Annotated in this window: 18 protein-coding genes and 1 tRNA gene; 13 read left to right on the forward strand and 6 right to left on the reverse strand. The window is 60.5% G+C overall.

Features of this window, described 5'->3' with window-relative positions:
* Nucleotides 1–350 precede the first annotated feature (350 nt).
* Nucleotides 351–611, forward strand: a complete 261-nt coding sequence (locus PHP59_RS00175) for an RNA-binding protein (RefSeq protein WP_067049749.1) — start codon at nucleotides 351–353, stop codon at nucleotides 609–611.
* Nucleotides 612–649: 38 nt separating this feature from the next.
* On the opposite strand, the gene PHP59_RS00180 is transcribed toward PHP59_RS00175, so the two are convergent.
* Nucleotides 650–1,276, reverse strand: coding sequence for a DUF2121 domain-containing protein (locus tag PHP59_RS00180; protein ID WP_300161787.1), 627 nt, complete (start codon nucleotides 1,274–1,276; stop codon nucleotides 650–652).
* Between the two features lie 155 nt (nucleotides 1,277–1,431).
* Between PHP59_RS00180 and PHP59_RS00185 the strand changes: the two genes are divergently transcribed.
* Nucleotides 1,432–6,060: a PAS domain S-box protein gene (locus PHP59_RS00185; protein ID WP_300161790.1), complete on the forward strand. Its 4,629-nt coding sequence runs from the start codon at nucleotides 1,432–1,434 to the stop codon at nucleotides 6,058–6,060.
* Between the two features lie 859 nt (nucleotides 6,061–6,919).
* Here the strand turns inward: PHP59_RS00185 and PHP59_RS00190 are convergent.
* A tRNA-Leu gene (locus PHP59_RS00190) sits at nucleotides 6,920–7,004 on the reverse strand.
* Between the two features lie 63 nt (nucleotides 7,005–7,067).
* Nucleotides 7,068–7,382, reverse strand: a complete 315-nt coding sequence (locus PHP59_RS00195; protein WP_300161793.1) for a transcription factor S — start codon at nucleotides 7,380–7,382, stop codon at nucleotides 7,068–7,070.
* A gap of 141 nt (nucleotides 7,383–7,523) precedes the next feature.
* Here PHP59_RS00195 and artA point away from each other — a divergent pair, with 141 nt between their 5' ends.
* Nucleotides 7,524–8,348: an archaeosortase A gene (gene artA / locus PHP59_RS00200; RefSeq protein ID WP_300161796.1), complete on the forward strand. Its 825-nt coding sequence runs from the start codon at nucleotides 7,524–7,526 to the stop codon at nucleotides 8,346–8,348.
* On the opposite strand, the gene PHP59_RS00205 is transcribed toward artA, so the two are convergent.
* Nucleotides 8,324–8,956 carry a CDP-alcohol phosphatidyltransferase family protein gene (locus tag PHP59_RS00205; protein WP_300161799.1) on the reverse strand — a complete coding sequence of 211 codons (633 nt, stop codon included), beginning with the start codon at nucleotides 8,954–8,956 and terminating at the stop codon, nucleotides 8,324–8,326. The genes artA and PHP59_RS00205 overlap by 25 nt on opposite strands.
* A 97-nt stretch (nucleotides 8,957–9,053) precedes the next feature.
* Here PHP59_RS00205 and PHP59_RS00210 point away from each other — a divergent pair, with 97 nt between their 5' ends.
* Nucleotides 9,054–9,737: a dihydrofolate reductase family protein gene (locus PHP59_RS00210; protein ID WP_300161802.1), complete on the forward strand. Its 684-nt coding sequence runs from the start codon at nucleotides 9,054–9,056 to the stop codon at nucleotides 9,735–9,737.
* Between the two features lie 3 nt (nucleotides 9,738–9,740).
* Nucleotides 9,741–10,553 carry a signal peptide peptidase SppA gene (gene sppA, locus PHP59_RS00215; RefSeq protein WP_300161805.1) on the forward strand — a complete coding sequence of 271 codons (813 nt, stop codon included), beginning with the start codon at nucleotides 9,741–9,743 and terminating at the stop codon, nucleotides 10,551–10,553.
* On the opposite strand, the gene truD is transcribed toward sppA, so the two are convergent.
* Together truD and pth2 are read right to left on the reverse strand one after the other, a co-directional pair.
* Nucleotides 10,522–11,793, reverse strand: coding sequence for a tRNA pseudouridine(13) synthase TruD (truD, locus tag PHP59_RS00220; protein ID WP_300161808.1), 1,272 nt, complete (start codon nucleotides 11,791–11,793; stop codon nucleotides 10,522–10,524). The genes sppA and truD overlap by 32 nt on opposite strands.
* The gene (gene pth2 / locus PHP59_RS00225; protein WP_300161812.1) at nucleotides 11,790–12,152 is read right to left on the reverse strand and encodes a peptidyl-tRNA hydrolase Pth2; all 363 of its coding nucleotides are present in this window, start codon (nucleotides 12,150–12,152) and stop codon (nucleotides 11,790–11,792) included. The genes truD and pth2 overlap by 4 nt, the downstream gene beginning before the upstream one ends.
* 631 nt (nucleotides 12,153–12,783) lie before the next feature.
* On the opposite strand from pth2, the gene PHP59_RS00230 reads away from it, so the two are divergent.
* The 8 genes from PHP59_RS00230 (at nucleotide 12,784) to gyrA (ending at nucleotide 21,587) form a co-directional block, all read left to right on the forward strand.
* Nucleotides 12,784–13,953 (forward strand): NAD(P)/FAD-dependent oxidoreductase, encoded by a 1,170-nt coding sequence (locus PHP59_RS00230; protein ID WP_300161815.1) that lies wholly within the window; start codon nucleotides 12,784–12,786, stop codon nucleotides 13,951–13,953.
* A 39-nt stretch (nucleotides 13,954–13,992) separates the two neighbouring features.
* On the forward strand, nucleotides 13,993–14,631 hold the full coding sequence (gene cbiM, locus PHP59_RS00235; protein WP_300161818.1) for a cobalt transporter CbiM: 639 nt from the start codon (nucleotides 13,993–13,995) through the stop codon (nucleotides 14,629–14,631).
* On the forward strand, nucleotides 14,628–14,966 hold the full coding sequence (locus PHP59_RS00240; RefSeq protein WP_300161821.1) for a PDGLE domain-containing protein: 339 nt from the start codon (nucleotides 14,628–14,630) through the stop codon (nucleotides 14,964–14,966). Before cbiM ends, PHP59_RS00240 begins: the two co-directional genes overlap by 4 nt.
* A gap of 32 nt (nucleotides 14,967–14,998) precedes the next feature.
* On the forward strand, nucleotides 14,999–15,832 hold the full coding sequence (locus PHP59_RS00245; RefSeq protein WP_300161824.1) for an ATP-binding cassette domain-containing protein: 834 nt from the start codon (nucleotides 14,999–15,001) through the stop codon (nucleotides 15,830–15,832).
* The gene (gene cbiQ / locus PHP59_RS00250; protein WP_300161828.1) at nucleotides 15,829–16,641 is read left to right on the forward strand and encodes a cobalt ECF transporter T component CbiQ; all 813 of its coding nucleotides are present in this window, start codon (nucleotides 15,829–15,831) and stop codon (nucleotides 16,639–16,641) included. The genes PHP59_RS00245 and cbiQ overlap by 4 nt, the downstream gene beginning before the upstream one ends.
* A 78-nt stretch (nucleotides 16,642–16,719) precedes the next feature.
* On the forward strand, nucleotides 16,720–17,028 hold the full coding sequence (locus tag PHP59_RS00255) for a hypothetical protein (RefSeq protein ID WP_300161831.1): 309 nt from the start codon (nucleotides 16,720–16,722) through the stop codon (nucleotides 17,026–17,028).
* Between the two features lie 139 nt (nucleotides 17,029–17,167).
* Complete coding sequence (locus PHP59_RS00260) at nucleotides 17,168–19,162, forward strand: DNA topoisomerase subunit B (protein WP_300161832.1); 1,995 nt, start codon at nucleotides 17,168–17,170, stop codon at nucleotides 19,160–19,162.
* Nucleotides 19,152–21,587: a DNA gyrase subunit A gene (gene gyrA, locus PHP59_RS00265; RefSeq protein ID WP_300161835.1), complete on the forward strand. Its 2,436-nt coding sequence runs from the start codon at nucleotides 19,152–19,154 to the stop codon at nucleotides 21,585–21,587. Before PHP59_RS00260 ends, gyrA begins: the two co-directional genes overlap by 11 nt.
* The last annotated feature ends 1,170 nt before the right edge of the window (nucleotides 21,588–22,757 follow it).

Below are 22,757 nucleotides of genomic sequence, written 5' to 3' on the forward strand. Positions count from 1 at the left end.
TTTTCTTTTTTCTGGAGTGGCAGGATGGGGGGCGCTGTCCCCCCCTCTCGAAACCCTTCAGTCTGTGGCACATCGTAGGTTTTCGGGGGACGAGCGATAGCGAGTTCGAGAACACAGGGAATTGAAGATTCCCGGTGAAGGAAGATCTTCGATCTTCCGTGAATCTTGATTTTCGAGTAGTCCCCCCGTCTGTGCCTTGGGGAAAGGCGGTCGATCGATGCTCCCCTCCGCAGAACCCCCCCTCTTTTTTCCGCGACCTCTCGCCCGGGTACCGTTCAGAAGATGACCACCCCGGCACGGGGAGCACATACTATTATCACCGCGAAGGATCATGTAGCGGCGGGATAGAAATGGAAAGCAGCAGGTTGTATGTCGGAAACCTGACATATTCGGTAACCGAAGAAGATTTGAAAGACCTCTTCTCCAGCTACGGAGATGTAAAAAGCGTTAAAATTATTGGAGACAAGGGGTTCGGGTTCGTCGAGATGAGTACAAAGGAGGAGGCCGAGAAGGCAAGGGACGCCACGAATGGGACAGAATTCGTCGGCCGCACCTTACGGGTGGAAGAAGCACAGCCACCCCGTCCCAGAAGGGAATACCCGAGGTACTAGGGTTTTTCCCTCAGACCCCTTTTGAACGGGAAGGCTATTCAGGCATTTTTACGAAAAATACCGGAGGTGTTTTTCATGCCGACCTCTCCTTCCCCGAGGTCCCGGGTAAGGAGAGCGTCGAGATCGGCCCCGGCCTCCGTCCTGATCAGGACAAACCGTTTGCTCACCGATGCGGTGGCCGCCGCCGCCTTCTTCATCGCGAGGATGATCACCCTGACAGCGTCCTCCGTGCCGCCGTCCTTCCACCCCCCCCTGATGGAAACGAGGGCAATATCCTGCGCGATCCGGTTCCCGAGGACGACGAAAGTGCTGCCCGTACCTTTTCCGGTCAGCCTGCCGCACGATCCTTCAAACTCGGCAAGGACGTACCGCCCTGCCGTGACATAGAGCCTCCGTGCCCTGACCGTCCCGCCCATGGTCTCCCTCACCTCGCCGACAAGGACACCGTCCTGCTCTCTCACCTTCTCCCGGCCGTCCCTGACGACGACGCCCACGCCAAGCGCCTCGGCCCGCCTGTACAGGTCGTCGTCGGTTACGAGGTCGCCACCATACAGTTCTTTTTCCAGGGCCAGGACGGCGGTCTCGTCGTCCCAGAAAAAGATCTCCCGCATGTCGCCTGCCATCACGGCGCCTTTCGACCCGACAAAAGCAATCACAAGACTCATCGCACCAACCCCGCCGACAGGTGCTGATCCTTCAGGCATCATGAAACTATGCCGGAAAGAGACCGGGACAATAGAACCGCAGCGGCGTGCTCCGTTATCGGCAGACTGATATAGGGGACTGGAGATAGTGACCGCCAGACACAAACCAAGCACACATGTATTCTGTTCTCTACGTTGACGACGAACCGGCGCTCCTTGATATCGGTAGACTCTTCCTTGAGCGGTCGGGACATCTCTCCGTCGACACCGCACTCTCGGCCGCAGAGGCGATCGCCATGATGCAGGCCGGGAAATATGACGGCGTCATTGCTGACTACCAGATGCCCGGAATGGACGGCATTGAACTCCTCAAACATATACGCACCCATTTCGGCGAACTCCCCTTCATCCTCTTCACCGGCAGGGGCAGGGAAGAGGTGGTGATCGAGGCCCTGAACAGCGGGGCAGATTTTTATCTCCAGAAAGGGGGGGATCCGGTCTCCCAGTTTGCCGAACTGGAGCACAAGATCAAACTGGCCATCGAGCGGAAACAGACGCGGGACGAACTCGCGGAGTCCAGACGGCGGATGGCTGACGTGATCAATTTCCTCCCCGACGCCACCTTCGCCATCGACCTCGACGGGACGGTGATCGCCTGGAACAGGGCGATGGAGGAGATGACCGGCGTCCGGAGCGAAGAGATCCTTGGGAAGGGAGACTTCGAGTACGGCATCCCCTTTTACGGGGAGAGACGGCCCGTCCTGATCGACCTTGTCCTGAAGGAAGGCGAGGATATTGAGACGAAATATCCCCGCGTCGTACAGAGCGGCACCAAACTTATCTCCGAATTTTTCCTTCCCCACCTCTATGACGGAAGAGGGGCCTATCTCTGGTTCATCGCGTCCCCGCTGTACGATACAAAGGGGAACGTCACAGGTGCGATCGAGTCTATCAGGGATGTTACCGAGCGGAAAAAAGCGGAGGAAGAAACAGAGGCGGCACACCAGAAACTCCTCGACATCGTCGATTTCCTCCCTGACGCCACCTTCGTCATCGACCGCGGCGGCAGGGTCATCGCATGGAACCGCGCCATCGAAGAGATGACCGGGGCACGGAAGGAGGAGATGCTCGGGAAGGGGGACCACGCATATGCCGTCCCCTTCTACGGGAAAGCGATATCCGGCCTGATCGATCTTGTCATGAAACCAGAAGCGGAACCTGAGGTGCAGTACGAGATGTTCAGGCGCGAAGGCGACACGGTTGTCGCCGAGATGACCATCCCCTCCCTGAACAGGGGACGCGGGGCCTCCCTGTGTGGGAAGGCCTCTCCTCTCTATGACAGTCGAGGAGAGATCATCGGGGCGATCGAATCCCTCAGGGACATTACCGGCTACAAACAGGCAGAATCCGCCCGCCTGCATGCGATCGCACGAGGGTCCCCGATCCCCCAGTTTGTGATCGACAGAAACCACCGTGTCGTGTACTGGAACGGGGCGCTGGAAGCGTACAGCGGCATCAAGACCGGAGATATTGTCGGCACGAACGAGCACTGGCGGGCATTTTACCCGAGAGAACGACCGTGCCTTGCAGACCTGCTCATCGACGGCGAAGGCGAGGAGAGCATGATCGCCAGGTGGTATAAGGGGAAGTACGCACCGTCAGGTCTCGTCAGAGGCGCCTACGAGGCGACCGACTTCTTTCCCACCCTGGGTGAGGACGGGACATGGCTGTATTTCACCGCCGCCCTGATCAGGGATGAAGAAGGAGAGGTTATCGGTGCGGTGGAGACTCTCGAAGACGTCACCGAGCGGAAACAGGCAGAGGAAAGGATACGGATCTTCCAGCGTTTTACCGAAGCGTCAGGGCAGGGTCTCGGGATGGCGACGCTGGACGGCAGCATCACCTATGCCAATCCCACGCTCTGCCGGTTGCTTGGAATGGCGAAACCGGTGGAGATCCAGGACACGTTTTTCTTCAGGTACTACTCCCCCGAGATCGCGGAGAGGCTGGAGAAAGAGATCATTCCCGCCGTTCTCGAAGAGGGGCAGTGGGTGGGCGAGCTTACTCTCGTCAACGCGCAGGGAGAACATATCCCGACTATTGAAAACTTCTTTGTGATACCCGACGATTTCGGAAGGCCTCTCTACCTTGCCGACGTCATCACCGACATCTCCGGGCTCAAGAAGGCCGAGGAAGCGCTGAAGGCGTCTGAAGACAGGTACCGGACACTCTTCGAGAACAGCGGCAGTCCCCTGATCATCGTCGAGGAGGACACCACGATCTCCCTCGTCAACAGGGAGTTCGAGAAGATCAGCGGCTGTACGAAGGAAGACGTGGAAGACAGGATGAGATGGACGGACTTTGTCGCGGACCCGGCAGAACTGGAGAGACTGATGGAGTATCACCGCCTGCGCTGGACTGAGTCTGAGTCTGCTCCACGGGTCTTCGAGTGCCATCTCTGCGACAGGTACGGGACTGTCAGGAACGTGCTCGTCACCGCTGCGATGATGCCGGGGGCACGCCAGAGCATTGTGGCTATCGTGGATATCACCGAGCGGAAAAAGGCCGAGGAGGCACGTCATCTTGCCGACCTGATCCATTCCATGCCGGATGCGATCTTCGCCGTCGACCGTGACGGGAAGGTGATCGCCTGGAACAGAGCGATCGAGGAGATGACCGGCGTTGCGGCCGCCGAGATCATCGGGAAGGGGGAGTATGCATATGCGGTCCCGTTCTTCGGGGACAAAAGACCTCTCCTGCTCGACCTCGTCTCCGCTCCCGCAGGGGAACTGGAGAGGCGTGGGTATACACGGATTGCACGGTCCGGTGATTTCCTCATTGCCGAGAGCGCCGACGCACGGCCACAGGGAAGGGAGGTGATCCTGCAGGCGTTTGCCGCCCCACTGTACGACGAATCAGGGGAAAATATCGGCGCAATCGAGGGGATCCACGACATCACCGACCTCAGGCATGCGGAACAGGCATTGCAGGAGAGCGAGATCAAGTACAGGTCGCTCTTTGAATATGCCAATGACGCGATCATTCTCATCCTGGACGACCGGATCACCGACTGCAACCCCCGGGCCCTGGAGATGTTCGGGTGTACCCGGGACGAGTTTGTCGGCAGTGCTCTCTCTGTTTTTTCACCGCCGGTTCAGCCGGATGGCTCCGACTCGAAGGAGAAGGTCGCCGAGAAGATCAGGGGGGCGATCGCCGGGGAGGCGCAGTTCTTTGAGTGCAACTGTCGCACCCACGACAGGCGGCCATTTTATGCGGAGGTGAGCCTGAACCGGATCCAGCTGGGAGACGAGATCTCTGTCCAGGCGATCGTCCGCGACATCACCGCACGCAGGGACGCCGAAGAGGCGCTGAAGAAAAAGACGTACGACCTGAACGAACGGGTAAAAGAACTGAAATGCCTGTACACGATCTCGAAGATCCTGGGCAAACCCGAGACAGGGTTCGATGCATTGATGCAGACGGTCGTGGACGTCATACCCGACGCATGGCAGTACCCTGAGGTGACGGCCGCCCGGATCACCCTGGACGGGAGGGTGTACCAGACCGCTGCCTTCCAGAAGACGGCGTGGATGCAGCGCCAGCCGATTCTGGTCAATGACAGGGAGGCAGGCACAATAGAGGTCGGGTACCGGGAAGAACGGCCTGAGCGCAACGAGGGACCGTTTTTAAAAGAAGAGCGGAGCCTCATCGCCAGTATCGCCCAGCGGATAGGGGGGTACATCGTGCGCAAGCAGGCTGAAGAGGCGCTCAGCGCTTCGGAAACCGAGTTGAGAGCGGTGTTGTCGGGCATGACCGACATCGTCGTCGTCCTTGATGCAGAGGGGCACTGCCTGAAGGTCGCACCGACGAACCCGCCCCCTCTCTTCAGGCCGGCCGGCGAGGTGTGCGGAAAGACGCTTGACCGGGTGTTCCCGTCAATGCAGGCAGAGACGATCCCCGGCGCTATCCTGCAGGCACTGGAGACAGGGGAGCCGGTTGCGATCGAGTACGGTATGCGGGTCAGGAACCAGGAGGTCTGGTTTGCCGCCGTCATCTCCCCGATGACGGAGGACCTGGTGGTCCTCGTGGCGCGGAACATCACCGGACGCAAGCAGGCGGAGACGGCGATCCAGACGGCGAACAAAAAACTCAACCTCCTCTCCAGCATCACGCGGCACGATATCCTCAACCAGATCACGGTGCTGCGGGGATACATCGAACTCGCCAGGATGGAGACGACAGACCCGACGCTGCTCGACTATATCACCAGGGAGGAGACAGCCACCTGGGCAATACAGCGCCAGATCGAGTTCACCCGCGATTACCAGAATATCGGCGTCACCTCGCCGCAGTGGCAGGATGTGCACCGGGTCATCGCCCGCGCCGTCCGCGGCCTCGACCTCGGCAGGGTCGAGTTCTCCATTGATTTCGACGAGGTCGAGGTCTATGCCGATCCCCTTCTCGAAAAGGTCTTTTTCAACCTGGTGGACAACGCCCTCAGGTACGGCGAAAAACTCACAAAGATCCGGTTCTCCGGTCGTGAGGACGAGGGGGGGTTCACCATCGTCTGCGAGGACGACGGCGTCGGCATCCCCACAAAGGTGAAGGAGGCGATCTTCCGGCGGGAGTACTACAAGAACACGGGTCTCGGGCTCTACCTCTCCCGGGAGATCCTGGCCATCACCGACCTCACGATCACGGAGACCGGCGAGCACGGGAGGGGTGCCCGCTTCGAGGTCTTCGCCCCGCGCGGGGTGTACCGTTCTGTCACAAAGAGGGAGAGGCTGGTGCCACCGGGGGGGTGAGAGAAGTCGTCTCGACCAGATCGCCGAGAGACATTGTAATTGGGCGGGGATACGCGCTCCTCTCAGGGATCAGGTGGATCTATCGACATGAGCATGAGGGTTTACCATGAAAACCGCCTGAAACTCCGTTTCGTACCCGATTCTACAAAGTCTGGCCCTAAAGAAGTCTCGCAGATCCTATCCTGTGGTGCCCGCATGTTAGAACATAAGGGTGTGGTCCCGTGGGACATGGCCCGGGTCAAATACGCCCGGATCTGCCTCCGATCAGGGGATCCCACATCCCATTCGGGGCCATATCTGGGAGATCCTGCGATCCGGGCATACCGGGGGCCATGGGCAGAACAGGACGAAATCCGGCAGGACTCAACGTCCTCAGGCCCCCGGTATGATTGTGGGTAATGTTTCCCTCTCCCGGCCTCCCCTGGTGTCGAGGAGGAGGAGGGAGCGGGGCTGGAAATTGCCCCGATCCGGGCTCTGGGGATATCCTCAGTATGAGGGTTTACCATGAAAATGATCCAGAAGATCCGTTCTCCGGGTTTTCATGAGGTTTTGACTCTCAACGAGCACCCCATGATGGAGATGGAGAGGACAAAATCACCTTCAGAAAAGGTTCGCCCTCTGCCTTCCCCGTCCTATCGTAATTCCGGGGGTCCGGGGGCAGCGCCCCCGGCGCAAGCGTGCGGGAAGGCACGTCGACCAGACGAACTCCTCAGAACAATTTTCATGCAGTATGCCTGAGGCGTGCTCCCGACTCATGTCTGATTCTACAAAAACTCAAAACCAGAAAAATTTCGCCAGAAGAGCAGAATGATGCTATAAAACGACATTCGTGAGAGGATCAGAAATGTATCAGAAGTAATGCGAGGGAAGGGATTCGAACCCTCGAACACCTACGTGACAAGGCCCTCAACCTTGCGCCTTTGACCTGGCTTGGCAACCCTCGCCCGAAAATGAGGGACAGGAACCTGTGTGTTCCCGCTGTTTCTATAGGTTGGTATTCCTAGGATTTAATCGTATTCACGCCAGGTGTGCCCGCACTCGGTGCAACGGAAGAAACGCACCTCACTCTCATCAGCAGCGCGGAGCTGGCGCAACCACCAGAAGGCGAGGTTATTCTCACACTTCGGACACCTGGCCTGGATCGTCGGGAGGGTCTTCATCTTCTCCTCCTCGTCCACGATCGTGATCTCCTTCTCCACGCGGGTGGTCGTGATCTTCATCCCGGCCTCACTCTCGATGGCCTGGATATAGCCGCACCTGCGGCACTTCATCTGCCCCCCGGACGAGATCATCATGGTGTTGCACTTTGGACAGAATAACATTCAGATATTATTGGGAGGCATGCAAGATTAAGGCTTGGTTGGCTGATCATACACGGCACAGAGAGGTTTTGCCGCAGATTGAAGGGCGAGATCGGCCGCCTTAAGAACTCTTAATTAGGTGAGTGGGACAAATAGTGGGTGATGGACGAATACCTTCTCTTTGCAGCGTTCGCCTTATTTGTTCTCTTCCTCATACCCGGACGCCACCGGCCGTATGCAGGTATCGGCGGCTGGCTCGCCATGTCCCTCTACCTCTTCGCGGAGGTCCCCTATTTCCTCTCCATCAACAACTTCCTCTACCCGACACTCGCCCTCCTCTCCCTCCCCTTCCTGTACGTGACGGCGAAAAGGCTGCTCGCCGGGGACGACCATATCGGCCACCTCACCCGCGCCGCGGCCGTCGCTGTTCTCCTGTACCTCCCCTTTGCCTACACGCCCCTCGGAGAATGGCTGATCCAGATCGTCATCGACCAGATCGGCTGGTGCCTCTCCGCTCTTGGCATCGCCTATACCATGCCTGAATGGGACATGTTTGCCGGGAACGGCCTGAAGGTCCAGATCATCCTCGGGTGTACCGGCATCCAGAGCATCGCTATCATGCTCGGCGTCGCCGCCGCAGTCCCGAGCAACCTGCGGCAGAAAGCCATCGCCGCCCTCCTCATCGTCCCGACGATCTATCTCCTCAACATCGGGAGAAATGTCTTCGTGATCCTCGCGTATACAGGACAGTGGTTCCCGTACCTCCCCGAGATCGCAAGCAACGGAGAATACGGCTACGAGAGTTTCTTCTGGGCCCACAACGTCCTCTGCGAACTCGGGGCGCTGGTAGCACTGATCGTCATCGCGTACGCCCTCTTCATCATCATGCCCGGCCTTGCGGCAATGGCAGACGGCCTGTATCAGGCCTTCCGCGACGACCTCACCGGTGCGATCTCACGGCCTCAGGGGAGCGACCTTGAGAGGTAGGCGATCCTCTGGATTGCCGAGAGATTTGTGCAGACCGCAATGAGGATCACTGCAAGCCCGGGGAAACCCGCGGCAGCGCCGACGATAAGAGCGATCAGGGTCTCGGGACGGCCGAAGAAACCGACGCCCTCAAGGGGGTCGTGGATCTTCCCGTCCACCCGCTCCGTAAACCCGACCTCGGCATAGACCACCGGCTTGATGAAGGTGTTGATCATCGAGCCGAAGATGGCGACGGCGACGACGGCGAAGTCCGCGGCAGGCGGGAGAGGGAAGTACCCGGAGACGACCGCCACACCGGAAAGCCCGATGCCGAGGAGGGCGAGGGCGTCGACATATTTGTCAAAGACCCAGTCGATGACCGCCCCGAACTTCGTCTGGCAGTGCTTCTTCCGTGCCACGGTACCGTCCACCAGGTCAAGGATGGCCGAGACAAGGAGGAGGAGGGCGCCTGGAAGAAACAGGCGCTCGGCAAAGGCGACCGCACAGCAGATCCCGGCAAGAAGAGAGAGGTACGAGATCTGATTGGGACTGATGCCGGCCCTGACAAAAAAATCAGCGATCGGCTCGAGTTTTGATATGAGACGCGGCCTCAGCGCCGTTATATTCATGACAGGATAGTAGAACTGCCATGAGGATAAGCATTGCTTCGCCGGGATACCTGACCATACCCTCTTTTAAACCCCGGGGTGATATTAGACTGAGATTATGTCTGCTCCATCACTACGGCCCCACGTGCTGATGATGTCGGAGATCACGGTCGACGGGAAGCTGACGCTCAAAAGAGGCGCTTCCAGCAAAATTCTCATGAAACACATGGCCCATGAGACCGAGATCCTCCTCCACAAGACCCGCGCAGAGTGTGACGCCATCATGGTGGGGTCGCACACCATCGCCATCGACAACTCCTTCCTGACCGTCAGACTGGCGCCGGGAAAGAGCCCGATCCGGGTCATCCCATCGAGCATGGCCGACATTCCCCTCACTGCCAATGTGCTCAACCGCGACGCCCGGACGGTGATCGCCGTCTCCGAACAGGCCCCCGCGGAGAAGGTCGCCGCCCTCCGGGAGAAGGGTGTCGACGTCGTCGTCTGCGGGAAGACGCACATCGACCTCCCTGAACTGATGGCGGTCCTCAGGAGAGACTACGGCGTCAAAAAGATGATGATCGAGGGCGGGCCGACCCTCAACTGGCACATGCTCAGGCACGGCCTGGTCGATGAGATCAGGCTCATCCACCTCCCCTTCATTGTGGGCGGCGAGGACACTCCCTCCCTTGTCGGCGGGATGCACATCGAGTCGGAGGACGAGATGATCCGTCTCAGACTCCTGCGCCACTACCTCTGCGGGAGCAACCTGGTGACCGAATACGCGGTCAGTTACGGGGACTGAGTGATGAACAGCCTCCTTGCCGATATCGAGCGCGCACAGAAACGGCGGAGGCTGAAAAAGAATCTCAGCATTCTTGCCGTCGTCGGACTCATCGCCGCGGCCGTCGCTGTCACCGTATTGCTCATGTCACCGATCGGTGAGGGCGACGTCGCCGTCATCCGCGTCGAGGGAACGATCCTTGCCGGCGACTTTTCGGGCGGCGGGTATGCAGGGAGCGAGTATGTCGGGCGCGAGGTCCGCACGGCGGCCGACGACCCCTTTGTCAGCGCGATCGTGCTGCGCGTCAACAGCCCGGGCGGCAGTCCGGCGGCGGCGCAGGAGATCGTGCGCGATCTGGAGTATGCACGGGCGAAAAAACCGGTCGTGACCTCGATGGGAGACGTCGCCGCCTCGGCTGCCTATATGATCTCGGCGCACACCGACAGGATCTACCTTTCGCCGGATACGATGACCGGGAGCATCGGGGTGATCTGGCTCTTCCCCGACGAGAGCGAGTGGATGGAAACGGAGGGGAGGAAGGTCGAGGTGGTGAAGTCGGGAGAGCAGAAGGACATGACCTCCCCGTACCGCTCCCTGACCGTGGAAGAGCAGTCCTATGCGAGACAACTCGTGAACGAGAGCGCCGACGACTTCATCGCCGACGTGACGGCACAGCGGCCGGTGGACCGCTCGGAGATCGCCTCGGCCCGCCTGATACGGGGCGAGGAGGCGATCGGCATCGGCCTTGCCGATGAGGTGGGCAACCTCTTTGACGCCATAGAGGGTGCCCGCACTCTCGCGGCCGTCAGATCATCGCCAGAGGATCGGCCTTCATGAACTCCCGGCAGATCGTCGTCGCATAGTGGCCGGGTGGGAGGGTGAAGGCGAGGGAGACGTCCTGTCCCTTCACCTCCGTCACAATCTCTGTTTTCACGTTGATGGGCCGGAGGGTTCCGGCATAGTGGAGGTGCACGAATGCACCGGCACGCTCGAAGTGCTCTGCGGTGATCCCGTCCTCAGCAAGGAGCGCAGCCATCCTCTCGTCGTTCCTTCCCTCGGTGCGGAATGACCCGGCACCTGGGAGGAAGAGGGCGACGGCACACCTGCCGCGGCCGATATGGACTGAGACTATTCGACGGTTCGCTTCGGTCACGATGTCCTCCCTGCCGTTCGTGAAGACGAGACGCTCGCCGGGCAGGGGTTCGTCGAGGCCGGTGCCGTCGGCGCAGCGGAGGGAGAGGACGCGGTTGAAGAGCCAGGACTGGTAGGCCGAGACAAACATGGAGAGGAGTTTTGGCGGGAGGTTCTGGAGAGCCCCGCCAGAGTCGCCGGGGTGGGCGGCAAGGTACGAGAGCACCGAACGCTCAAAGCCGAGGTGGGCGGGGAAGGCGGCGATCGCCGCCTTTGCGTTGCGGGTCTCAAGATAGGCCCGCCGCGTCTCCTGCACCTCGGGCGTCTCGTCAGGGCAGGCGAGGCCGACATAGGTGTCGACCGCGGCATCGTAGTCGCCCCGCAGGATCTCCCGGCCGACGAGGTGGGTGACAGGCCGCACGACGCCGAAACGCTGGAGGCCGAAGTAGTTCGGAAACCCTGCCGCCGCCGCAGAGACGGAGGACGCAACCGTGTCGGCAAGGTCGTCAGCGGTGCAGTCCCTGATGGTGATCGCAAACCTGTTCCCCGCAAGGGCGCCGAGGGAGAGGGCGTGCTGGGTCATGCCGAGGGGTTCGATCTCCATGTCCCTGATCCGGAGGTCCTTCACGGCCTCCGCCTCGCCACCATAGATGGTGATGTACTGGGTGGTGAGGGCGTTCTTGTCCTTGGTGCCGGCCCAGGCGATCCGCCTGTGCGAGATGCCGAGGGCCGCCGCGATGGACTTCATCGCGTGCTGGTGCTCCCAGTTCCGCTTCGTGAGTTTGCAGAGGAGATACGGCCCCTCTCCCAAAGGGCCGCCGAGGGGCATCTCCTCGACCGTAAAGTCCTCGGGTTCCTTCCTCAGGACGCCGCCGATCCCGGGCGTTTCCGTGGCGTACCATGATATCCCGAGGGTGTCCTCCACTGGATAGGGGGTGTGCATCATAGGAGTTGCAGCCCGCCGGTGATGCGGTCGAGTTCCTCGCTCTTTGCCGGGCCGAGGCCGAGGGCGGTGACGGTGCCGGGCGGGATCTCGGTGAGCCCCGCGTCCTGAATGAGGGAGCAGGGGATGCCGGCGGCTTCGGCAGCCATCTTCAGGGCGTGCAGATCCCGCTCACCGGCGACCTTCAGCGCCACCTTTTTCTGCCCCTCTGAGTACCACGCCTTCTTCGCTTCTTTTCCTGCGTGCTCGTAGGCGCCGATGGCGGCATGGGCCATCTGCACACACTTCTTGCCGCAACTCATCTTGATGTCGGTCCTGATGACCAGACACTGCTTCCACTTGAATACGGGCACTTCGGACATCCTGATCCTGTTGGCGCGGCAGAGCAATAAGGCCTGACCATATCCTCTGACCTCGGGGTGATTTTTGGGAAGAGGTGCCGATGGATCTCTCTGCCCCAACTCTGGAGAGAACTTCCACGATTGGACCGATGCCTGGGGGTTCACTCAAAAACCTACGGTTCGTGGCACATCGAAGATGTGCCAGAACCGGAAAATGCTCTGCATTTTCTGCTTTCTCAAGCTCGCTCCGCTCGTATCTCCCTGGACCCCTACTCTGGATTGATCCAGAGAAAACGGAACAGAGATTCTGGAGAGGGGATTGCAGACCCCTGCCTATCCTAACACGGGGGGACCGGGGGGCAACAGCCCCCCGGAGGAATGCACTGATCCACGAGCCTTCCCCGTACAGGTCACCGGGGGATTACTCGAAGACTTCGTCTTCTCGTGCTCCCTTCGGTCGCAGCCCCCATACCTCGAAAATCAGAGATTTTCTCAAACTCGCTATCGCTCGTTCCCCGCTCAGGATTGACTCCGGGAAGGCAGGCAGGAGAATGGAATGAAGAGGTCGATTGTCATCCGTCTCTCCATCCTTAGGGACGAATCCCATGTTTATAGTGATGTTCAAGTAGAGAGGGGGGCAGATTATCTCTGCATGTTTGACGTTGCGGTGGTCGGGGCCGGGCCGACAGGGAGTGCGGCGGCGCGCGCCTGCGCAGATGCGGGGCTGTCTGTTCTCTGCATCGAGGAACACGCTGCTCCTGGCTTTCCCGTCCAGTGCGCCGGCCTCCTCTCGGTCAAGGCCCTCGAAGAGTGCCGGGTCTCTGAAAGGTCCGTCTTGAACCGGGTCCAGGGCGCAAGGGTAGTTGCCAGCACCGGGGCAGAGCTCAAATTCGACGGCGGGGTGACGAAGGCCTCGGTCGTCGACCGCGCACGCCTCGACGCCGAGATGACAGCGGCCGCGGCAGACGCCGGGGCCGAGTTCTGGCCGAAGACCACCGTTGTCGGGAGAGAAGAAGGACGTCTTATGACCCGCGGGGCCTTCGGGAGAAGGGACGTCGAAGCGCGGCTGTATATCGCCGCGGACGGGCCGCGGGGCGGGATGGCGCGCATGCTCGGCATGGCGCGGTCGCCGGTCTATCTATCCGGCATTCAGGCCGACGTCCCCCTCGACATGGATACCCGCTTCGTGGAAGTCCACCCCGCCGCCGCCCCGCAGTTCTTCGGCTGGGTGATACCGACAGGCGAGGGGCGGGCACGGGTCGGCCTCTGCGGGATGCGCAACGTAAAGGAGGACTTTCAGAAGTTCGCCGGGCCGTACATGACGAGCTGTACCCACCTTGTCACCGGCACGATCCCACTCGGCCCGATGCCGCGGACGTACGGCCACCGGACCCTCTTTGTCGGCGACGCCGCGGGGCTTGCAAAGCCGACCTCCGGCGGCGGCATCTATACCGGCGTGCGGGCGGCGCGGCACGCGGCCAGCGTCGCCCTCTCCTGTTGCGAGAGAGGTGACTTTTCCGACGCCGCTCTCGCCGACTACGAACAGAGGTGGCAGGCCGATTTCGGCCGCGAACTCGCCCTCGGCATGCGCCTTTCCCGGCTCAGACAGGAACTTTCCGCAGCGCAGACAGACGCTCTCATTGCAAAGATGGCAGACCCCGCGATCACCGACCTGATCGTGCGCTACGGCGATATGGACCGCCCCGGCATTCTTGCTCGCCGCCTTCTCACGAAACCCTCCATCATTATGTCGCTTGGCACAATAGTCGGGCCTTCAGTATGCGCTTTTTTGAAAGAACTCGCAATCGGCGCGAATAGATAATACTTATATTCTGGAACGTGCTACCAAAGTATGGTCACCATGCACATTCCAGACGTCTTTATTCCCCTCTGGCAGAGCGCCATTTACTGGGTCATTGCTCTGATATTCATCGGCCTCGCCTTGCGGTGGGCACGAAACGAACTCGACGACGAGAAGGTACCCCTCATCGCCGTCCTTGCCGCCGGGATCTTCGCCATCCAGGCATTCAACCTCCCGGTCGGCATGGGAACAACCGGTCACCTTGTCGGCGGGGCCCTTGCGGCAATCCTCCTCGGTTCCCCCTATGCCGCGGTCTTCATCCTCACCCTCGTGCTCCTTGTCCAGGGTGTCGTCTTCGGAGACGGCGGACTCACGACGATGGGCGCCAACATCATCAATATGGGCGTCATCGGCGGGTTTGTCGGGTTCTACACATACAAAGGAGTGATGGGCATTGCAGGGAACACTTACCTCTCCGCAGGCGTCGCCGCCTGGTTCGCCTGCGTCATACCGGCACTCTGTGCATCCATCGAGATGTTCCTCGCCGGCACCTTCCCGCTCGTCGAGGGCATGATCGCGATGGGCACCTACCATGCGGCCATCGGTATCATCGAGGCCGTCATCACCGCCGGTGCGATCTACCTCATCGCCTCGGCGCGGCCTGACCTCATGAAGACAGTCAAGGGGGTGGCGGCATGATGGAGACGAAGCAGTTCGTCGCCCTCGGTGTCATCGTTGCCATCCTGATCGGCGTCACCGCCGTCTTCTTTGCCGCGGGCGATCCCGACGGCCTGGAGAGCACGGCCCTTGTTGTCCTGGGCGAGAAGAGTCTCACCGGACCGACACCCGAAGACGCCGACCCCGAAGCCGTCGGCCAGGACGTCGGCTTCGAGTACGAGGCACCCATGCCTGATTACACGATGGGAGAGGGGGCCGGCAAGATGGGTGAGGTCATCGCCGTCGTCGTCGGCATCTTCCTTGCCCTTCTCCTCGTCCTCGGTGCCGGCAAGGCAGTCACTGCCTCAAAACACTGACTCTATATCTTTTTTTACCAAACAGGGTACTGATGCATATTATCGAGACCCGCAACCTCACCTTCGCCTACCCGAACCGGCCTCCGGCCCTGAACAACGTGAACTTCATTGCCGGCAGGAAGGCACGGATAGCGGTGATCGGGGCGAACGGCGCGGGAAAGAGCACCCTCTTCAAGCACCTCAACGGCATCCTGAAGCCGACGTCGGGCGAGGTACTCATCCACGGCGAGCCTATCACAAAGGCGAACCAGAGGGAGGTGCGCAAGATGGTCGGCATCGTCTTCCAGAACCCTGACGATCAGGTCTTCGCGCCGACGGTCGAGCAGGACATCGCCTTCGGACCGACAAATCTGGGTCTCGACGAGGAGACGATCCACCACCGGGTGGAGAGCGCAATCCGCCTTCTCGATCTCGACGAGATGCGCGACCGCCCGCCCCACCAGCTCTCCGGCGGGGAGAAGAAGCGCGTCGCCATCGCCGGCATCCTGGCCATGGAGCCCCAGGTGCTCGTCCTCGACGAACCGACGGCGGGACTCGACCCGCAGGGCGTCGCGGATCTGATCTCCTTTATCAACACCCTGCCCGAGCGTTTCGGCATGACGGTGATCTTCTCCACCCACCACCTCGACCTGGTGCCAGAACTGGCCGACTATGTCTATGTGATGGACCGCGGCGCAGTCGTGGCAGCGGGGATGGTGCCTGAGATCTTCTCGCAGGCCGACCTCCTGACGCGGACCCGCCTCGACATCCCTGTGCTCCAGAGGCTGATGCGGTCCCTGCGCGAGGCCGGCGTCCCCCTCGGCGAGGGCTACACCTATACCGAGGTCGAGGCGGCGTTCCTCTCCGCATACCGGGGGAGGCAATGATAGAGGAACTCTTCGCTATCGAGCAGGTGGCGCAGGGGACAAGCCCCGTCCACCTGTGCGACGCACGGGTGAAGATCCTCATTGTCTTCGCCTTCATCATCGCCACCGTCGCGTTCCCGTACACGACCGGGGTCTACCTCCCCTGTGCCGTCTTCCTGGCATTCTTCGCGGCCCTCTGGGCACTATCCCACATCTCCCCAAAAGAATACCTCAAGCGCCTGCTCCTTGTCCTGCCCTTCGGCTTCTTCCTCATCGTCTTCCAGATATTCTTCACCAACCCGCACTACGCCGAGTTCCACCCCCTCGTCACCCTCCCCCTCGGCATCGCAATCTATGCCGAGTCCGTGGAGTTCGCCACCATCCTTGCGGCAAAGTTCCTGGTCTGCATCTCCTTCATCATCCTGCTCTCGTCCACGACGACGATGCAGGGCATGCTCGAAGGTGCCGGGCGCCTCGGCCTCCCGTCAGAGTTCACCCTCATCCTGGGGATGATGATCCGCTATCTCTTCCTCTTCGGGAGGATGTACGTGCGGGTCAACGCGGCCCTCCAGACCAGATGCTTCGATGCTCTCGACCGTACCCTGCCCCACCGCTATCGCCTGAAGATGCTCGCCTACGAGGTCGGGACGATCTTCCTGCGGTCCTTCGAGCAGGGGGAACGGACCTACACGAGCATGCTCTGCCGCGGCTATGGGAAGGACTCCCACCTCCTCATCACGAAAAAACCGTTGAAGGTGGTCGAATGGGCGTTTCTTGCCGGGACGTTCGCCCTCATCATCGCCACCTCGACCCTTACCTGGCTGTTCTGAAGGTGAGGGCGCAGAATCCGGGGGGAGTGCGGATCCCCCGGTGATACCTTTTTCTGGAAGGAGGGCCATTCCCCATTCATGGAGAGCAAATTCGGCAGGGGCTTTGTGATCCCCCTGGTGGCGCTCGCCCGGCATTTCTCCCTCCCCCCCGAGCAGGCCTTCTACGGGGCGGCCGACCACCTCGACGAACTGATCGTGCCCGTGCAGTTTGCCGGCACGCAGGTGGACGCCCTTGTCAAGCAGTTGAGAAAGCGCGTCATCTGGCACCAGCCCGGTACGATGGACAGGGAAGACGCCGAGGAGGTCAAAAGAATTCTCAGGCACCTGCTTGTCGAGGTCGACCGCTCCTTCGGGATCGCCGACCCGCAGGTCGGGACATACGACTGAAACCTTTTTGCCGGGCTGTGATGGCACCCCCTCCTGGAAAGAGATCGTGTGTTTTCGAGTACCTTAAAGTGGTTTCACACCCAATATATTGTGTGAATCCACGAACTTTGCATCCCTTATTATTGTATGGAGGGCAGCTATGAGAGATTCCTATGATGCCTCCCATATCACCGTCCTGAAGGGCCTCGAACCGGTGCGTGAGCGTCCCGCCATGTACATCGGCTCGACCGACACACGGGGCCTCCACCACCTTGTCTACGAGGTGGTGGACAACTCCATCGACGAGGCGCTTGCAGGGTTCTGTGATCAGATCAGGGTGACCATCGGCGCCGACGGTTCCTGCACCGTCGAGGACAATGGCCGCGGCATCCCGGTCGACACGATGAAATCAGGGAAGAGCGCCATCGAAGTGGTGCTCACCGTCCTCCACGCGGGCGGCAAGTTCGACAAGAACACGTACCAGGTCTCAGGCGGCCTGCACGGCGTCGGCGTCTCGGTCGTCAATGCCCTCTCGACCATCCTGAGAGCGACGGTCTTCAGGGACGGCCGGGTCTATGAGATAGTCTTCTCGCGCGGACTGATGACCGAACCTCTCACCTCCCGGGAGGAGAGCCTCGACGAGATGAAGGCACGGTACATTCGGGTCTTCGGCGTCGAGGGGGAGTGGGAGGGCATCGAGGACCGTGCCCTCTTCCTGGAACGGTTCGGCGATCGCCTGACCGGGACGATGGTCTCCTTCATGCCCGACCCCGCGATCTTCGAGACGGTCGAGTTCGACTACGATGTCCTCGCCCACAGGATGCGGGAACTGGCCTTCCTCAACTCCGGACTTGCGATCGATATCCGCGACGAGAGGAGCGGCGAGGAGGACCGCTACCGCTATGAAGGCGGGATCACGGAGTTCGTCCGCCACCTCACCGAGAGCGACGAGCGTATCCACGAGGACCCCATCGCCGTCGACCGGAAGGACGAGGAGAGCAGGGTCGAGGTCGAGGTCGCCCTCCAGTACACGAACACCTACAAGGAGCAGATCTTCACCTTCGTCAACTCGGTGAACACGCGGGAAGGCGGCACCCACCTCGAAGGTTTCAGGAGCGCGATCACCCGGGCGATCAATGCCTCGGCAAAGAAGAACAACCTCCTCAAGAACGGCGGTACTGTCCGGGGTGAAGATGTCAGGGAAGGACTGAACGCCGTCATCTCCCTCAAGGTCGCCAACCCCCAGTTCGAGGGACAGACGAAGATGCGCCTTGGCAACTCGAATGTGCGGGGGATCGTCGACTCCCTTGTCTACTCATCCCTCACAGAATACTTCGAGGAGAACCCGAAGGTGCTCCAGGCGGTCGTCGGCAAGGCCCTCCTTGCGGCGCGGGCACGCGAGGCGGCGCAGAGCGCACGCGACCTTGCCCGGAGAAAGAGCACCCTCGAAAGCACCGGCCTCCCCGGCAAACTCGCGGATTGCTCAGAACGCGACCCTGCAAAGAGCGAGATCTATATCGTCGAGGGTGACTCTGCGGGCGGTTCCGCGAAGCAGGGACGAGACCGGCGTTTCCAGGCTATCCTCCCCCTTCGGGGCAAGATCCTTAACGTCGAGAAGGCCTCCCCACACAAGATCCTGAAGAATACCGAGATCCAGGCGCTCATTGCGGCGATGGGTACCGGTGTCGGCGAGAATTTCAACGCCGATAAGTCTCGCTACCACCACATCGTCATCATGACGGATGCCGATGTGGACGGGGCGCATATCAGGACGCTCCTCCTCACCTTCTTCTTCCGGTACATGACCGAACTGATCGAGCGCGGGTATGTCTACATCGCCCAGCCACCCCTGTTCAGGGTGGCGCGGGGCAAGAAGGAGAGGTACGCCTACCGCGAGGAGGACATGAAGGTAATCCTCGGCGAGATGGGCGAGACCGGCATCTCGGTTCAGCGGTACAAGGGTCTTGGTGAGATGAACGCCGAACAGCTCTGGGAGACGACGATGGACCCTGAACACCGTGTCTTCAGGCAGGTGCGGATCGAGGACGCAAGTTACGCGAACGAGATCTTCGAGAAGTTGATGGGCGACGACGTGGAGCCGAGACGGGAATTTATCTGGAAACATGCACAGGAGGTGAAGAACCTTGACATCTGAGGGAGACGAGGCGCACAGGTCCATTATTCCGGTGACGGTCGAGACCGAGATGAAGGCCTCGTACATCGACTACGCGATGTCGGTGATCATCGGCCGGGCCATCCCTGACGTGCGGGACGGCTTGAAGCCGGTTCACAGGCGTATCCTCTACGGCATGGGGGAGATGGGCAACACCCATGAAAAGCCGACGAAGAAGAGTGCGAGTATCGTCGGTTGGGTGATGGGAAAGTATCACCCGCACGGCGACTCCGCAATCTACGATACTCTCGTCAAGATGGCGCAGCCCTTCTCGTATCGCTGCATGCCGGTCGAGGGGCAGGGCAACTTCGGGTCCATCGACGGCGACTCCGCTGCAGCGATGCGATACACCGAGGCCCGCCTCACCCCCCTCGCCGAGGCGATGCTCGAAGACATCGAGAAGGAGACGGTGGACTTCACGCCGAACTTCGATGAGTCGACGAAGGAACCGACTGTCCTGCCTGCAAAGATGCCAAACCTGCTCGTGAACGGGTCGTCGGGGATCGCCGTCGGTATGGCGACGAATATGCCGCCGCACAACCTCGGCGAGGTCTGCGACGCTCTCTGTGCCTATATCGACGACCCGGATATACCGGTCGACGACCTGATGAAACTCCTCCCTGGCCCGGACTTCCCGACCGGCGGGGTGATCATGGGCCGTGCCGGCATCCGCGAGGCCTATCTCACCGGCCGGGGGAAATGCGTCATCCGGGGCGTTGCCGAGATCGAGGAAGAGGGCAGGACGCCGCGGATCATCATCTCCGAGATCCCCTTCCAGGTGAACAAGGCAAATCTGGTGGAGCAGATCGCGGACCTCGTGCGGGAGAAGAGGATCGAAGGGATCTCCGATCTGCGGGACGAGTCCGACAAGGACGGGATCAGGGTTGTCATCGACCTGAAGAGGGACGCGATGCCGCAGGTCGTCCTCAACCAGATCTACAAGCACACTCCCCTGGAGAACACCTTCGGGATCATCAACCTCGCCATCGTGGGCGGCAGACCGATGGTGCTCAGCCTACCCGCCCTCCTCGGTTACTATCTCGACCACAGGATAGAGGTGGTGCGCAGGAGGTCTGAGTTCGACCTGCGGAAGGCAAACGAGAGAGTCCACATCCTCAATGGCCTGATCCTGGCCCTTTCAAGCATCGACGACGTGGTCGCCGCTATCAGGGCGTCCCCGAGTGCCGACGAGGCGAGGGGGACTCTGATATCCCGGTTCGGCCTTGACGAGGCGCAGGCAAACGCCATTCTCCAGATGCAGCTCCGCCGCCTCGCCGCCCTTGAGCAGCAGAAGATCCAGGAGGAACGGGGGGATCTCCAGAAGGAGATTGCCCGCCTGCAGGATATCCTCCGGGACCGCCCACATATCCTTGCCGAGATCGAAAAAGAGGTCGCCGCGATCAGGGAACAGTTTGCGGACCCGCGGCGGACAGAGATCGCCGCGGCAGCAGGGGAGATCAACAAGGAGGACCTCATCGAGGACAGGCCGGCGCTCGTCTCCCTGACGGCGACGAACTATATCAAGAGGATGCCTCTGGACGCCTACCGGATGCAGCGCCGGGGCGGGAAGGGTGTCATCGGCATGGCGACGAAGGAGGACGATGTCGTCACCGATGTCTTTGTGGCGAGTACCCACGATTATCTTCTCTGTTTCACGAACCTCGGCCGGATCTACTGGATGAAGGTCTATGATATCCCGGAGAGCACGCGCACCGGGAAGGGAAAGGCAATCGTGAACCTTCTTGACCTGAAGGACGAGCGGGTCAATGCGGTCATCCCGGTGCGGGAGTTCGACCCGGAGCACTTCCTCTTCTTCGCGACGAAGGGAGGCATGGTGCTGAAGGTCCCGCTCAACGAGTTCTCGCATCCGCGGCCGAGCGGTATCCTCGCGATCAAGTTGAAGGAGGGCGACGAGTTGGTGGACGTGAAGGTCACCGACGCGGCGCAGGAGGTGCTCCTGACGACCTTGAAGGGCCAGAGTCTCCGCTTCTCGGAGGAGGCGGTCAGGCCGCTCCACCGCAACTCGCAGGGTGTCATCGGGATCAGGATGCGGGACGGCGACCACCTGGTGGCCTTGAGCCTGGTCTCACGCGACCACCTGCTCACGGTTACCGGGAGGGGGATGGGCAAGAGGACGGAGTTCGACGAGTTCCGCGGCCACGGCCGGGGCACGATGGGCGTGCGGAACATCCAGCCTCCCTATGGCGACGGCGTCGTCTCGGCGAAGGCGGTATCGGACGGCGACGAGATCATCCTGATGAGCACCTCAGGGATCGTGATGAGGACGTCGGTCTCCGGCATCTCCATCCAGAAGAGGGGCACCCGCGGCGTGCGGGTCATGAAGATGGACGAGGGCGATCGGGTCGTCGGTTTCGCGGTCATCCTCCCTGAAGATCTGGAGATCTAAATCTCTTTTTTTTGCTCTGTATAATCGCTGATGAAACGGAGTTTCGGGCGGTTCTTTGAAACCTCCTCTGAAGGTTTTCGATGGCCGGGGGTGGAGTCCCCGGCACAGATACTTAAGAACAGGATTTCTTCAGAGCTGAAATACAGTTTTTTGTGAAGCGAGGGGTGGTCGGGCTGGGGGCGCCGTTCCCGCTCAGCTGAGATGGTTTCAGTTTATCCCCACGCGTGTGGGAAACTCGTGCGGGGCTCGGCGCCGATCGTGCCGTCCGCCAGTTTATCCCCACGCGTGTGGGGAACTCTCCGGGTTGGCGGCGATGTGTTCGACATATGTCGGTTCATCCCCACGCGTGCGGGGATTACCAGGACATCGGCAACCCACAGTACACCTAGAGATACCAGGAGACCCAGACCTTCAGGGATTACCTGAAAAAACGGCTTTGTAGAATCGGGCATGAACCGCGGGCTCACGCATACGTGATGAAAATTTCTCGTTGCAGTTCTCCTGAGTGCGGAGGGATACTTGATTCCTCTCCTTGCAACAGGGCACCTGAAGGATACTGTTCAATTGCCGCCCCTCGGCTATCTTCATCCGTGGGGGATCCGGGGGGCAACGCCCCCCGGTGCGAGACGGCGGTGAAGATTCTGCGGTCGGGGGGCGGCACGCCTGATCATCACCCCTTCCCACATTTTCACGCCGGCGGCGCTGCCCCCGGACCCCCGGGACGAAGATAGGGGCGGGAAGGCAGAGAGCCCGATCGTTCTGAGGGCGGTTTTGTTCTCCGTATATCGGGTATGAGAGAAATCTGTGTGTTCAAATTCTCATCCATAACTCCAGAATTGAAAGTCTGGATCATTTTCATGGTAAACTTTCGCATAAGAGCGATCACGTCCCGAAGAGAACCCTGGAGAGTTTTTTGTTCGGGGCAGAGATCCTGAGAAGGGATTGGAGGTACGGGACCGAAGTGGATGGGGAGAGAGCACGAAGAACCTGTGGGCCGCGACGACAATCTCCCTTCTGTCCAGAGGAGGGACCGAAGGGTCGGAGTATGGAGGCTCTCTACAAATCCCTTTTCACGGCCATGCAGGTCCGGTCATTTCAGGTACCTCCGCACCGGCGTATGGGGAGTAATATCTCCAGGGGATATCAAACGGGATAATATATTATCTCTGG

The sequence above is a fragment of the Methanofollis sp. genome (genome assembly GCF_028702905.1).
GTDB lineage: Archaea > Halobacteriota > Methanomicrobia > Methanomicrobiales > Methanofollaceae > Methanofollis.

Coding starts and splice junctions, on each gene's coding strand:
- PHP59_RS00175 (WP_067049749.1), top strand. CDS start 351: ATGGAAAGCAGCAGGTTGTATGTCGGAAACCTGACATATTCGGTAACC.
- PHP59_RS00180 (WP_300161787.1), bottom strand. CDS start 1,276: ATGAGTCTTGTGATTGCTTTTGTCGGGTCGAAAGGCGCCGTGATGGCA.
- PHP59_RS00185 (WP_300161790.1), top strand. CDS start 1,432: ATGTATTCTGTTCTCTACGTTGACGACGAACCGGCGCTCCTTGATATC.
- PHP59_RS00195 (WP_300161793.1), bottom strand. CDS start 7,382: ATGTTATTCTGTCCAAAGTGCAACACCATGATGATCTCGTCCGGGGGG.
- artA (WP_300161796.1), top strand. CDS start 7,524: ATGGACGAATACCTTCTCTTTGCAGCGTTCGCCTTATTTGTTCTCTTC.
- PHP59_RS00205 (WP_300161799.1), bottom strand. CDS start 8,956: ATGAATATAACGGCGCTGAGGCCGCGTCTCATATCAAAACTCGAGCCG.
- PHP59_RS00210 (WP_300161802.1), top strand. CDS start 9,054: ATGTCTGCTCCATCACTACGGCCCCACGTGCTGATGATGTCGGAGATC.
- sppA (WP_300161805.1), top strand. CDS start 9,741: ATGAACAGCCTCCTTGCCGATATCGAGCGCGCACAGAAACGGCGGAGG.
- truD (WP_300161808.1), bottom strand. CDS start 11,793: ATGATGCACACCCCCTATCCAGTGGAGGACACCCTCGGGATATCATGG.
- pth2 (WP_300161812.1), bottom strand. CDS start 12,152: ATGTCCGAAGTGCCCGTATTCAAGTGGAAGCAGTGTCTGGTCATCAGG.
- PHP59_RS00230 (WP_300161815.1), top strand. CDS start 12,784: ATGTTTGACGTTGCGGTGGTCGGGGCCGGGCCGACAGGGAGTGCGGCG.
- cbiM (WP_300161818.1), top strand. CDS start 13,993: ATGCACATTCCAGACGTCTTTATTCCCCTCTGGCAGAGCGCCATTTAC.
- PHP59_RS00240 (WP_300161821.1), top strand. CDS start 14,628: ATGATGGAGACGAAGCAGTTCGTCGCCCTCGGTGTCATCGTTGCCATC.
- PHP59_RS00245 (WP_300161824.1), top strand. CDS start 14,999: ATGCATATTATCGAGACCCGCAACCTCACCTTCGCCTACCCGAACCGG.
- cbiQ (WP_300161828.1), top strand. CDS start 15,829: ATGATAGAGGAACTCTTCGCTATCGAGCAGGTGGCGCAGGGGACAAGC.
- PHP59_RS00255 (WP_300161831.1), top strand. CDS start 16,720: ATGGAGAGCAAATTCGGCAGGGGCTTTGTGATCCCCCTGGTGGCGCTC.
- PHP59_RS00260 (WP_300161832.1), top strand. CDS start 17,168: ATGAGAGATTCCTATGATGCCTCCCATATCACCGTCCTGAAGGGCCTC.